Source organism: Shinella sp. CPCC 101442 (genome assembly GCF_024704725.1).
Taxonomy (GTDB): domain Bacteria; phylum Pseudomonadota; class Alphaproteobacteria; order Rhizobiales; family Rhizobiaceae; genus Shinella.
Genome location: NZ_JALIQS010000001.1, coordinates 922,053 through 934,212, shown reverse-complemented (window position 1 = coordinate 934,212; position 12,160 = coordinate 922,053). Strand labels below are relative to the sequence as shown.

General features: G+C 64.8%; 14 protein-coding genes. 7 read left to right on the top strand and 7 right to left on the bottom strand.

What is annotated here, in order from left to right; all coding sequences use genetic code 11:
* Positions 1 to 257 precede the first annotated feature (257 nt).
* The 7 genes from MUO32_RS04275 to MUO32_RS04245 are packed head-to-tail and all read left to right on the top strand — an operon-like array spanning position 258 to position 5,792.
* A complete protein-coding gene (locus MUO32_RS04275) occupies positions 258 to 1,115 on the top strand; it encodes an amino acid ABC transporter permease (protein ID WP_257946981.1) in 858 nt (285 codons plus the stop codon).
* Positions 1,112 to 1,876 (top strand): amino acid ABC transporter ATP-binding protein, encoded by a 765-nt coding sequence (locus MUO32_RS04270; protein WP_257946980.1) that lies wholly within the window; start codon positions 1,112 to 1,114, stop codon positions 1,874 to 1,876. Before MUO32_RS04275 ends, MUO32_RS04270 begins: the two co-directional genes overlap by 4 nt.
* A 36-nt stretch (positions 1,877 to 1,912) precedes the next feature.
* On the top strand, positions 1,913 to 2,770 hold the full coding sequence (locus tag MUO32_RS04265) for an ABC transporter substrate-binding protein (protein WP_257946979.1): 858 nt from the start codon (positions 1,913 to 1,915) through the stop codon (positions 2,768 to 2,770).
* 22 nt (positions 2,771 to 2,792) lie between these two features.
* A complete protein-coding gene (locus MUO32_RS04260; protein WP_257946978.1) occupies positions 2,793 to 3,569 on the top strand; it encodes a GntR family transcriptional regulator in 777 nt (258 codons plus the stop codon).
* 26 nt (positions 3,570 to 3,595) lie between these two features.
* Positions 3,596 to 4,336 carry a BtpA/SgcQ family protein gene (locus MUO32_RS04255; protein ID WP_257946977.1) on the top strand — a complete coding sequence of 247 codons (741 nt, stop codon included), beginning with the start codon at positions 3,596 to 3,598 and terminating at the stop codon, positions 4,334 to 4,336.
* On the top strand, positions 4,333 to 4,842 hold the full coding sequence (locus MUO32_RS04250; protein WP_257946976.1) for an ureidoglycolate lyase: 510 nt from the start codon (positions 4,333 to 4,335) through the stop codon (positions 4,840 to 4,842). The genes MUO32_RS04255 and MUO32_RS04250 overlap by 4 nt, the downstream gene beginning before the upstream one ends.
* Positions 4,839 to 5,792 (top strand): carbohydrate kinase family protein, encoded by a 954-nt coding sequence (locus tag MUO32_RS04245; protein WP_257946975.1) that lies wholly within the window; start codon positions 4,839 to 4,841, stop codon positions 5,790 to 5,792. Before MUO32_RS04250 ends, MUO32_RS04245 begins: the two co-directional genes overlap by 4 nt.
* Positions 5,793 to 5,820: 28 nt before the next feature.
* Here MUO32_RS04245 and MUO32_RS04240 read toward each other — a convergent pair whose 3' ends face one another.
* The 7 genes from MUO32_RS04240 to MUO32_RS04210 all read right to left on the bottom strand — a co-directional run bounded on the left by MUO32_RS04240 (position 5,821) and on the right by MUO32_RS04210 (position 12,108).
* The gene (locus tag MUO32_RS04240; protein ID WP_257946974.1) at positions 5,821 to 7,188 is read right to left on the bottom strand and encodes an FAD/NAD(P)-binding protein; all 1,368 of its coding nucleotides are present in this window, start codon (positions 7,186 to 7,188) and stop codon (positions 5,821 to 5,823) included.
* Between the two features lie 143 nt (positions 7,189 to 7,331).
* A complete protein-coding gene (locus tag MUO32_RS04235) occupies positions 7,332 to 7,667 on the bottom strand; it encodes a TIGR01244 family sulfur transferase (protein WP_257946973.1) in 336 nt (111 codons plus the stop codon).
* A gap of 42 nt (positions 7,668 to 7,709) precedes the next feature.
* Complete coding sequence (locus MUO32_RS04230) at positions 7,710 to 8,453, bottom strand: ABC transporter ATP-binding protein (protein ID WP_257946972.1); 744 nt, start codon at positions 8,451 to 8,453, stop codon at positions 7,710 to 7,712.
* Positions 8,450 to 9,289 carry an ABC transporter permease subunit gene (locus MUO32_RS04225; RefSeq protein ID WP_257946971.1) on the bottom strand — a complete coding sequence of 280 codons (840 nt, stop codon included), beginning with the start codon at positions 9,287 to 9,289 and terminating at the stop codon, positions 8,450 to 8,452. The genes MUO32_RS04230 and MUO32_RS04225 overlap by 4 nt, the downstream gene beginning before the upstream one ends.
* On the bottom strand, positions 9,289 to 10,242 hold the full coding sequence (locus MUO32_RS04220; RefSeq protein ID WP_257946970.1) for a sulfonate ABC transporter substrate-binding protein: 954 nt from the start codon (positions 10,240 to 10,242) through the stop codon (positions 9,289 to 9,291). The genes MUO32_RS04225 and MUO32_RS04220 overlap by 1 nt, the downstream gene beginning before the upstream one ends.
* Positions 10,243 to 10,390: 148 nt before the next feature.
* Positions 10,391 to 11,314, bottom strand: coding sequence for a homocysteine S-methyltransferase family protein (locus MUO32_RS04215; RefSeq protein ID WP_257946969.1), 924 nt, complete (start codon positions 11,312 to 11,314; stop codon positions 10,391 to 10,393).
* Positions 11,311 to 12,108, bottom strand: coding sequence for an amino acid ABC transporter permease (locus MUO32_RS04210; protein ID WP_257946968.1), 798 nt, complete (start codon positions 12,106 to 12,108; stop codon positions 11,311 to 11,313). Before MUO32_RS04210 ends, MUO32_RS04215 begins: the two co-directional genes overlap by 4 nt.
* Between the last annotated feature and the right edge of the window lie 52 nt (positions 12,109 to 12,160).

The window sequence follows — 12,160 nt, the reverse complement described above, 5'->3', positions numbered from 1 at the left end:
GATCTTCGAGTGCGCTTCCAGCGTCGACAGCCCTCAGCGTAGCCGCCCAGCTAGCGCGTCTCCAATCCTCCATCATGCTGCCGCTGACGAAGTCGCCTTTACCCAAAACGCGAGGTGTAGAGGATCGACTTGACTCTGCCGATAGAACTGCCTAGTAAGTTGTAGGCCTAACCCTACAATTGGATGCCATGCGACAGTCCTCTCTGAACTCAACCGTAACGCTGCCCCTTGCGGACCTTCCCGGCCCGGACGTGGCTGTGCGCCGTTTGCGACATCCCGGCCGCTGGGTCAGCGGTGGTATCGTTCTTCTTCTGCTTGCCGTCGTCGCCCGCGCTTTCGCTGTCGGGCAGATCCAGTGGACGGTGGTCGGGCAGTTTCTGACGGCGGAGGTCATCATCACCGGTTTCGGCTGGACGCTGCTGATTTCGGCCTGTGCCCTGGTGCTGGGGGTCGCGCTCGGCTTTGCCTTCGGCATCATGCGCCTGTCGGAAAACCCGATCCTGCGCTTTGCCGCCTGGCTCTATGTCTGGATCTTTCGCGGAACGCCGGTGCTTCTCCAGCTTCTCATCTGGTTCAACATCGCGCTTGTGTTTCCGCGCCTGTACATTCCCGGTCTGGTGGATGAGCGTATGGTCGATGTGGTGACGCCGTTCGTCGCTGCGGTCCTCGGCCTGGGCGTCAACGAGGGCTCCTACCTCACGGAAGTGGTGCGCGGCGGCATCGGCTCCGTCGATCGCGGCCAGAAGGAAGCAGCCCATACGCTCGGCATGACGCCCGACCAGACGATGCGCCGCATCGTTCTGCCGCAGACATTGCGGCTGATCCTGCCGGTGCTCGGCAACAGCGCCATCGGCATGCTGAAATTCTCCTCGCTCGCCGCCACCATCGCCATGGGCGAAATGCTCAACGCGGCGCAGCGCATCTACTTCATCAACGGGGCCGTCATCGAACTGCTGTTCGTCTGCGCCGTCTGGTATCTCGCCGGCACCACGGTGCTGTCCATCGGTCAATATTATCTCGAACGCCATTTCGGCCGCGACGGCGCGACGGCGTCCGGCGAGCGCCGGTGGTTCAAGGGCTGGGCGCGACGTCCGGCCGTCGAGGGGGAAGCATGAGCCTCGCAGTCAAGGCGGTCGGTATCCGCAAGAGTTTTGGTGACCACGAAGTCCTCAAGGGGCTCGATCTCGAAGTCACCCATGGCGAGGTGCTGTGCATCCTCGGCCCTTCCGGCAGTGGCAAGAGCACGTTCCTGCGCTGCATCAACCACCTGGAAACGCCCAATGGCGGCTACGTCTGGGTCGATGGCGCCATCATGGGCTACGCGCTTACCCGCGGCGCCCTGCAGGAGCTGCCGGTCAAGCGGCTGCGCGCCCAGCAGAGCCAGCTTGGCATGGTGTTCCAGCATTTCAATCTTTTCGCCCACCGTACGGTGCTCGGCAATGTCATCGAAGGGCCCATGGTCGTTCGCGGTCTCAGCCGCGCCAAGGCGGAGGCCCGCGCCATGGAGCTGCTGGAGCAGGTCGGCATGGCCGGCAAGGCCGCAAGCTATCCCTCGCAGCTTTCCGGCGGCCAGAAGCAACGCGTGGCCATCGCCCGCGCGCTTGCGATGGAGCCGCGCGTCATGCTGTTCGACGAGCCGACCAGCGCGCTCGACCCGGAGCTTGTCGGCGAGGTGCTGGAGGTGATGCGCGCGCTTGCCCGCGGCGGCACCACCATGATCGTCGTCACCCACGAGATCGGCTTCGCCCGCGAGGTGGCCGACCGCGTCGTGGTCATGATCGACGGCGAAATCCGCGAAATGGGTGCGCCCGGCGACGTCCTCAGCAACCCCTCCGATCCGCGCGTGCGCTCGTTCCTGAGCCGCGTGCTCGCCTGACCCTTTTTCTTTCGTCCAACAATGGGAGTACGGACAATGAAGACAATCCTGCCAATGATGCTGGGGCTTGCCTCCGCCACGTTTATCAGTCTCGCCGGCATCGCACAGGCGGCCGGCGACGAAAAGCTCGCGGCCGCGCTGCCCGAGGCCGTGCGCTCGGCCGGCAAGCTGAACTTCACGATCAGCCTGGCCTACCCGCCGATGGAATACAACGACGCCGGCTCGACGGAGCTGAAAGGCTTCGACATCGATCTTGCCAAGGCGATCGCCGAACGGCTCGGCCTGGCGGCGGAATTCCAGAACGTCGAGTTTCCGCAGCTCATCCCGCAGGTCGTCACGGGCCGGTCGGACATGATCATCACGGCCTTCTCCGACAAGGTCGAGCGCCAGACACAGCTCGATTTCATCGACTACTTCAAGACGGGCAACGTCTTCTATTCGAGCGTCGACCATCAGGCCGAGATCAAGACCGAAGCCGATCTCTGCGGCAAGACCGTCGCCGTGGCGACCGGCACGAGCTGGGTCACCTGGGCAGAAGAGCTCGGCAAGTCCATTTGCCCGGCCGACAAGCTGATCACCGTCATCCAGATCCCGACCCAGGCCGAGCACATCATGCAAATCCGCCAGGGCCGCGCCCAGGCGTCGGTCATCGGCCTGGAAGGCCTGCTCGACCTGATGAAGCAGGAGCCGGGCAAGTTCTACCAGATCGGCGAGGTCGGCGACGTCAACCACTACGGCATCGCCTTCGCCAAGGCGAATGGAGAACTGCGCGACGCGGTGCACGCCACGCTCGACGCACTGAAGGCGGATGGCACTTATGCACAGATCCTCGACCGCTACGGCTTGAAAGAGGCGGGCGTGGAAGAGTTCAAGATAAACGGAACCACGAAGTAACGGAACTCTGCCGGAGCCTGCCTTGACCCAGCCTTCCACGCCAGACGCCAACACCACGAGCCCGGATGACCGGCTGTCGCGCTTTCGCCTCGATTCCTATTCGAGCGAGCAGCTCTATCGCCAGCTCTACCGGGCGCTGCGTGCCGCTATTCTCAGCGGCGATTTCTCGGAGGGGGAGGCCATCCCCTCTGAAAACCAGTTGCGCGACCAGTTCGGCATCGCCCGCACCACCGTGCGCAACGCGATGGCGCTTCTGGTGTCGGAAGGTTTGGTCCAGCAGGTACGCGGCCGGGGCACCATCGTCTCGCATCGACCGATCAGCCACAATATCTGGAATTTCGGCAGTTTTACCGAACTCGCCCGCCGGCAGGGTCAGCGCCCCGTCACGCGGGTGCTCGAACACCGGGTGGAAAATGGCGAGCTGCTGCTCGTCCGCGCCCGAGGGCTGGCCAATGACGAAACGGTCAGCTGGCTGAACGTCGATACGTCCCAGCTCGACCTGGCTCTCTATCCCGGTATCGAGACCAACGATTTCGCGGCGCAATCGCTCTACGAGGTGTTGCGCCGCGACTATGACCGCCACCCCCTGCGCTCGGAACTGCTGCTGACTGTCGTGCCGCCGTCCGAACGCCTGCGGGAGGTCTTTGGCCCGGCACCACATGTGCCTGGCTACCTTTGCGCCAGCGGGGATGTGCTCGACGCGGACGACCGGTTGGTCGAGCGCACGTCGATCGTCTACTCGCCGGCCGTCCAGATGAAATTCGCAACGCGCTGGGGGCGCGATACCGCGCCCGCCTGAGGGCGGCGCGACGCAGGAGAACCGACATGAACCGTCTCAGTGAGACCTTCAACACCGTGAAACCCATTCTCGGCATGCTGCATCTTGCCGGCGAAGGTCCCGCCGCGAAACTCGCTCAGGCCGAGGAGGAAGCCCGCATCATGGCCGGCGAAGGCGTCGACGGGCTGGTGGTGGAAAACTATTTCGGCGATGCCGATGACGTCGAGCGTGTCCTCGACCGGCTGTGCAGCCTCGATCTCGGCGCGAAGATCGGCGTCAATGTGCTGCGCGACGATCCGCGCGCCTTTACGCTCGCCAAACGCTATCCGGTTTCCTTCATTCAGGTCGATTCCGTCGCCGGCCACCTGCCGCCGGAGGACGATGCCGTCTTCGCGGCGAATTTTGCCGCCCGGCGGGCGAGCGTTCCATCGCTGCTGCTCGGCGGCGTGCGGTTCAAGTATCAACCGGTCCTTTCCGGGCGACCGGAAGAAGAGGATGTGCGGCTGGGTGCCGCGCGCTGCGATGGCCTCGTGGTGACCTCGGATGCCACCGGCCAGCCGACGGACATGGACAAAGTGGCACGCTTCCGCGCCGCCACCGGCGGCACAGTGCCGCTGCTTGTCGGCGCCGGCCTCACCGAAGCGAACGCTGCCGAGCACCTCGCCCATGCCGACGGTGCGATCGTCGGAAGCTGGTTCAAGCACGACCACAAGGATACCGGGCGTGTCGAGGCCACCCACGTCGCTCGCCTGATGCGCGCGGTCCGCGCCCTCAGGAGCGCCGCATGAGCGCCGACGCCATCGTTGCCCGGCCTGTGGCGGCCGGGAATTTTGCCCGTTACGGCAAGGTCTACGATCTTGCCGGGGATACCGATCGCGATGTGATCCGCACGAACGGCGACGGATGGCAGGACGGCTTTACCCGTACGCCGCTGATCGACGGTTCGGGCCATCTCGGCATGACTCGCGGCGGAAGCGCGCCGTGGTCCTGCACGGCCATGGAACGGCATCCGCAGACCGAAGAAGCGATCTTCTGCGCCGCCGAGCCGGTCGTCCTCGCCGTGGCCCCTGCCTCGACCGCCGACGCGCCGCATCGCGACGAGATCGAAGCCTTCGTCATCGCGCCGGGCCAGGCGGTGGTGATGCATCGCAATGTCTGGCACGATGCCTGCCGGGGCGCGACCCGCCCGGCGGCGTACTACTGGATGGCAATCTGCGGCCTCGGTGAAAGCCCCTGGATTCCGGTCGCCGGCGGGCCACGCCAGGTCCGGACGACTGATGGACCTTCGGCATGACCGCCTTCTTCATCGGCGACGTCGCGCTCGACGAATACTACACCGCGGACCGCTGGCCTGGCCGCGCCGACAAGGGCATGGTCCGGGAATTGCCCGCCGAGATCGGCGGTTCCATTGCCAACGCGGCCGTCGTGCATGCGACGCTGGGCGGCGACACGCAGTTCATCTCCTTGCTGAACGACAGCCCTTTGTCGCAGCGGCTCGTCGACGATCTCCGGCAGAACTGTGTCGGCGTCGACCATATGCTGACCGACGCCACCATCGCGGAATCGCGCAACCTGATCTTCCTGATCGATGGCGAACATGTGGTGCTCACGGTCGAAATGGGCGAGCAGCCGATGTGGCTGGCGCCCGAAACGCTTGCCGCCTTGCGCCAGCCCGGTTTCCTTTACACGACGCTCTATCGTGTTCGCAGGCTGCATACACAAACGCAGAACGGCATACTCAAGCAGGCCGACCTGCTCGCCGACCTGCTTCAGCACGGTCGTCGTGCCATATTCGATCTCGATGTCGGCGGCTGCACATCCGAGGATATGCCCTATCTCTCCGGTGCGGCCGTCGTCATCTTCAACCAGGTCGGCTTTCGCGCCACCTTCGGCCATGACGACATGGCCCGCATCGGCGACTGGATCGGCGACCACGGTATCGGTCGGGTGGTGCGCACGCTGGCGGCGGACGGCGCGGAGGCTTTCGATGGCAAAACACACCAGCGGGTCGCCGGCTATCCGGTCGAGGTGGCCGACGTGACCGGGGCCGGCGACACGTTCGGCGGCGCGCTCACCTGGTGCCTTGCCCGCAACCAGACCTTCACCGACGCCCTCGACTTCGCCGTCGCCGCCGCCTCCCGTTCCGTCACCATTCACGGCCCCCGTGGCGGCAAGGCAAGCGAGGAAGACGTGCGGCGTTGGCGCCAAGGACAGGGCTCAGCCCAGGCGGATCCCGGGCGCTGAACCTGCCCGCCGCAGCGAGGCCGATTTCCTAATGTGTGCGAGGTTGCGCCGCTGCCAACCATGTCTCAAGCGCTGTGGCCGCCGCATGGGCCTGGGCGACGATCTGTGGCACGAGATCGATATCGGGCAGGCTCCCGAGGCCGAGCGGCCCCATCGCAAAAAGGCCTTCGAAGACCCCTGCCCCTACGAGCGCCCGGCCATCGCGGTCGACGGTGATGCCGAGGTCGAGTTCGTCGCGTCTTACGAGCTGCGCGGAGAGAAGCGAGCGGAACAGCGGGGAATCGAGATCGGTCGGGCGCACGCGACAATCGATCGTCCGGTCCGCCGGCAACACCTGCAATCCCGCCGCGCCTGAAAGCAGCACGCCGTTCGTCGCGATACGCTCGACCCTGCCCTTTCGCACGGTGATCGCGCCGCTGGCGATCGCCTGGCGCAGGCGATCGTAGTGGCCAAGCGGAAGACGGTTGCGGTGGCTGTCGTAGATCGGTTTGACGTGGCGCTTGAAGCGACGGCGCTCCTCCGGCGTCAGGCCCTGCCAGAGTTCGCGCGCGTGCAGGCGAAAATCGTTCATGATCCCCTGCCAGCCCGTGCCTTCCAGCGCTGCGCGGTTCGCCGCCTCGCGCAGATGGCGGAAAGCGCCGCGAAGCGTGTTGGGGAACGGACGATCGGAGGAAACGGTGCCGACGGCCGATGACGCATGCGGCTGCGGCAGGAAGCCGGACGCGGAAATCAGCGTCACATGGGACGCTTCTCCCGCCGCCAGCAGGCGCAAGGCGCGATCGACGGCATGGACGCCACCGCCGATCACCTGCACCTCTTTCGCAGCGGTAAGACCGGCTTTGCCCTCGGCGCCTTCGCGCAGGCCATAGCCCGTCGCCAGAAACACGGTGTCGAAGCGCGCCTGCTCCCCATCGCCTGATGTCACCGAGAGGCCGCCCTGAGGATGCCGGCCGATCGTCGCCACGCTCTCCGCGCGCACCTGGACCATGACATCGGCGCGCGTGCGCAAGGCTTCGGAGAAACGCTGATAGGCGTAGGCGCTGAACACCTCTCCCGGCACGAAGGCGTGGTCGACATTGCCGGACAATGGATCGCCGCGATCACGCCAGTCGTCATTGGTCTCCAGCCAGTGCCGGAAATCGTCCCGTGCCGCCGGATCGACCGAGAGGTCGCGAACACGGCTGTTGAGCAGCGCCGAAGCCGGGCGGCCGATGCTCTCTCCGCCATCGATTTTCGGGAACGGGTCGAACATCACGAGATGGAAAGGACGATGAAAAGTCTTCAGCAGCGCAATCGCCGTCATCAGACCGGTAAAGCCGCGGCCGACGATGGCGATCCGGGCAAGAGAACCGGCGTCCTGCGATTGCGGGAGGAAATGGGCGGGTACAAGCGTCATCGATAGGCTCCTTTCCTGCACAGGGTGCGGCGGCTTCCAGAACTCGTCCTGTCCGACGAGTGGTGACACGGTATTATCGACTAAAACAATAGAATATTGCCCGCGAAATCAAGCCCCCTCCGAGTACGATCCCAGCCGGAATCTCAGAGCGGCAGCAGTGCCTGTTCAAAAATCTTCGTCGAGCGGGCACCCGACCGGCAATAGCCGAGAACCGGGCCGGGCAATTCGGCGAGCGCCTCCGCCATGCTGCTTACCGCCTCGACCGTCGGTCCGGACGGCGCCACGGGAATATGCCGGACTTCGATGCCGAGTTCGCGGGCGCGGGCGGCAATGGCGGCAAATTCAGGCTGTTCGGGTTGTTCGTGGTCCGGGCGGTGGCACACGATCGACCGGAAGCCGTGCAGGCTGACGATATCGACGTCTTCCGCATCGATCTGCGGTGAGACGGAGTAATCATCGTTGATCTTGCGAATATCCATGGGTCTTTCCTTCATTCGGGACTGGAAGAGGATCGCGGCTCGCTACACCGCGTCCAATATGCGGCGCTGGAGGTCGACGGCGCGCGGATCGGCAAGCTCCTGGCGCGGACGGTCCAGATCGATCTCTATGTCCAGCGCGATAGCCCCTTCCCGCAACACAACGACGCGATCCGCCAGCGCGACAGCTTCCGCAACATCGTGCGTGATCAGCACCGTGGTGAAGCCGCGCGCGGCCCAGATGCGTTCGAGCAGCCGGTGCATTTCGATACGGGTGAGCGCATCCAGCGCGCCGAAGGGTTCGTCGAGCAACAGGATCTGCGGCTCGCTGACCAGAGCCCGCGCCAGGGCAACGCGCTGGCGCTGGCCGCCGGACAGGACGCTCGGCCAATCGTTCTCACGCCCCTCCAGTCCGACATCGGCCAGTGTTCGGCGCGCCGTCTCCTGCCAGTTCGGGCCGCGGGCAATGCCGACATTTTCGATGACCCGCTGCCACGGCACCAGCCGTGCCTCCTGAAAAAGCAGGCGCACGGAAGGATGTAGGCGCTCGACTTGGCGCCCTCCAATCCCGACGCGGCCGCTGTCGGCCGCATCGAGCCCGGCGACAAGGCGCATCAGGGTCGACTTTCCCCCACCCGACCGGCCGACGACGGCCAGGAACTGGCCCGCCGGGATGTCGAGGTTGAAGTTGCCGAGCACATTGAGCGCGCCAAAGGATTTTTCGACCCGCGAAAGGCTGATCGGCAGGCCACCGGCGCTTTCCGGCACATAGAAGTCGGCAGCACTCATTTTATGCTCCCCGGCTTCACCTGATAGGCGGGATGCCAGACGAGCACGCGCTTTTCGATCGCCCGGGTCGCCACGTCGGCAAGCTTGCCGAGAAGCGCATAGACGATGATGCCGAGAAGCACGACATCGGTCTGCAGGAATTCACGCGCGTTCATCGTCATGTAGCCGATGCCGCTGGTGGCCGAGATCGTTTCGGCGACGATGAGCGTGAGCCACATGAAGCCGAGCGCATAGCGCAGGCCGACGAGGATAGACGGCAGTGCGCCGGGCAGGATGATGCGCTGGACCAGCGCCTTGCGGTCGAGCCCGTAGACCGACGCCATCTCGACGAGCTGCGGATCGATGGTACGAACGCCGTAGAAGGTGTTGATGTAGATCGGGAAGAAGACGCCGATGGAAACAAGGAAGATCTTGGCCGTCTCGTCGATTCCAAACCAGAGAATGACGAGCGGAATCAATGCCAGATGTGGAATGTTGCGCACCATCTGCAAGGTGCTGTCGAGCAGTGTTTCCGCCGGCTTCCAGAGCCCCGTGAGAACGCCCGCGACAAAACCGAGCCCGCCGCCGATGACGAGCCCGATCACGGCGCGCTGCGTGGAGGCGAGCGTGTGAAAGAACAGCGATCCATCCAGCAGCAACCGCCAGAAGGTTGCGGCGATCTTCGTCGGCGCCGGCATGAGACGGGCGTTGACGAGGCCGGTCTGCGACGCGATTTCCCAGAGGAGGAGGAGCGCGATGGGAAGAGTCCAGGGGGCGAGCGCGCTCCCCAGGCCCTTCAGGTTGAGTTTGCGGCTTTCACCGGCAGCGTAGCCGCCGGCCACCGACGTTTCCGCCATCAGGCACCGCCCTTGCGTACGACGTCCGCAATCGAGATCTTTTCGGGGATCAGGCCGAGGTCGAAGAAGGTATCGGCAATGGCCTGCTGTTGCTTGACCACGCTGTCATCGATGGCTTTCACGCCATAGGACTGCCGCTCCAGCGCAACGGTCAACACATCAGCCGGAATGCCGACGGAAGGTGCAAGCTCGGCAGCCGCGGCCGCGGTGTTGGCCTTTGCCCATTCGTCGATTTCCGCAACGGCTTCGATCACGACATCCACCGCTTCGGAATTGGCTTCCACGAAGGGCTTGGCGCCGAGATAGAACTGATGGTTCGGAACGATGCCCTCGCCGTTCCGCAGCTCGCGCGCCTCGATCGCGACTTCCGCGGCCGCCTGGAAGGGATCCCAGATGACCCAGGCATCGACGGCGCCCTGTTCGAAGGCGGCGCGGCCGTCGGCCGGCGGGAGGAAGGTCGTCTTGATGTCGGTATATTTGAGGCCGGCTTCCTCCAGCGCCTTCACCAGCAGGAAATGCACGTTCGAGCCCTTGTTGAGCGCGACGGTCTTGCCCTTGAGGTCGGCAACGGTCTTGATCGGGCTATCCTTGGGCACGAGGATCGCCTCGCCGCGCGCCGCCGGCGGCTCATGCGCGATGTAGATCAGCGGCGCACCGGCAGCCTGTGCGAAGATCGGCGGCGTCTCGCCCGTCGTGCCGAAATCGACGGCGCCGACATTGAGTGCTTCGAGCAGCTGCGGACCCGCCGGAAACTCGGTCCACGTCACGGTGTAACCGATCTTCTCCAGCTTCTCTTCGAGCAATCCTTTGCCCTTGAGCAGCACGAGCGTGCCGTATTTCTGGTAGCCGATACGGACGACCTTGTCGGAAGCCCAGGCGACACCGCCACCCAGAAGCGGCAGCGCGATCGAGGCGGCAAGAGCGGCGGAGAAAATGCGGCGTGTCATTGTCATGGCGTTCCCCTTCGAGATATTCTCTAAAGACTACATAATCTATAGAATTTAACCATCGGCGAGGACGCCCATTCCAACTTTCACCGGGCCGCGTAGTTTTTTCTCCTATTCTCGCCGCCTGCACCTCGTCCGGCCACCGCCGAAACATTCAAGCCGCTTCCCGTACCTTCCGGAATGTGCGGATCGCATCGATATGTTCCGGCCCGATGCCGCAGCAGCCGCCAACGACGGACGCGCCATCGCGAAGCCAGCGCTCGATCCATTTCAGGTAGTTTTCCGGGTCGAGATCGGCGCGAATGTCGGAAATGCCGGCATAGGGCGTATCGGAGGGCGGCTCCGGCGCGAAGGCATTGGCATAGACGCCGATGGCGGCGGAGGCACCCGTTTCATCCGCCGCCCGGCGCGCGGCACGCACGGCCGCGCCCATCACTTCCGGCTGGCTGCAATTGAAGAAGATCCCGCTTGCGCCCGCGGCGAGCGTTTTGCGCACGGCCTCCTCGACCGGTTCGCCCGAACGCAGCTCCGCCGGTCCCGTGCGCCCGTCCTCGTCTTTCAGCGTATAGGAAACATAGGCCGGCTTGCCGTCGCCGATCACCGCCGACAGTGCAGTCAGAGCCTCGACGGTCGAACTCTGGGTCTCGATCAGCCACAGATCGACATGGGGCCACAACCCGCCAACGAGACTTTCGACGATGCGCGGCGCACCGTCGGCGTGGAAGCGCTCCGGCCGGTAGCTCTCGAACGGCGGCGGGAGCGATCCGGCAACCAGAACCCGCCGGCCGGCGCCATCCGCAACGGCGCGCGCTAGACGGCCCGCACGGTCGGCAAGCGCCCGCCCCGCCGCGGCAAAACGCTCTTCGCCCAGCATATGCGGCACGAGGCCGTAGGAATTGGTCGTGATGATGTCAGCGCCGCTATCGACATAGGCCTGATGCGCCCGCGTAACGTAATCCGGCGCCTCGATCAGTGAGAGCGCCGACCATTCCGGCAGGCGGAAGGGTGCGCCGAGCCGCTCGAGGAGGCGTCCCATGCCGCCATCGAGAATGGTGAAGGACGGTTGGTTCGTGGTCATCTTGTTCCTCCTTGCCGATCGCCGGCGAATGCGCGACCGAAATGCCGTTCCAGGCGGTTCTGCACCAGCTCGAGGCCGATCGACAGAAACCAGTAGATCGCTGCCGCCGTGAGCAGCATTTCCATGTAGTGATAGGTGGCGCGGCCGTAGGACTGCGCCAGAAAATTCAGTTCCCAGAGCCCCATGATCGACACGAGGGAGGAATCCTTCAGCATCGAGATGAAGTGGCCGCCGGCCGGGGGAATGATGATGCGCATCGCCTGCGGCGCGATGATCTTCAAGGCGATGACGCCGCGCCCGAGCCCAAGCGCCACCGCCGCCTCCCCCTGTCCGCGTGGTACGGACAGAATGCCGGCACGGATCGTCTCGGCGAGATAGGCGCCGTAGTTCAGCGAGAGCGCGACAATGCCGGAGGCAAGCCCCGACAGCACCACGCCGAATTGCGGCAGCGCGAGATAGATGATCAACACCTGCACCAGCAGCGGTGTGCCCCGGAAGAAGGACGCGTAGAAGGTGGCGACGCCGAAGGCCAGCGCATTGGAGGACAGGCGGCCGAGCGCCGTCAGGATCGCCACCACAAGCGAGATGGCCATGGAAGCGACCGTGATCAGCAAGGTAAGCGCAACGCCCTGGATGAAGCCGTCGGGCGAGAGGCGCAGGCCCAGCATGAAAGGCAGTTTCTGCCCGATCAGGCCGAAATCCAGCCCGAGATTGTAGAAGAGCCAGAAAAGCAGCATCGACAAGGCCAGCCACGTCAGCTGAACGCGCAGCCGAAAGCCGGCGGGCCCGGTCACGGAGAACCGTGGCCGGGCACCGGTTGATGTCCGCAAGGCGGGAAGACCGACG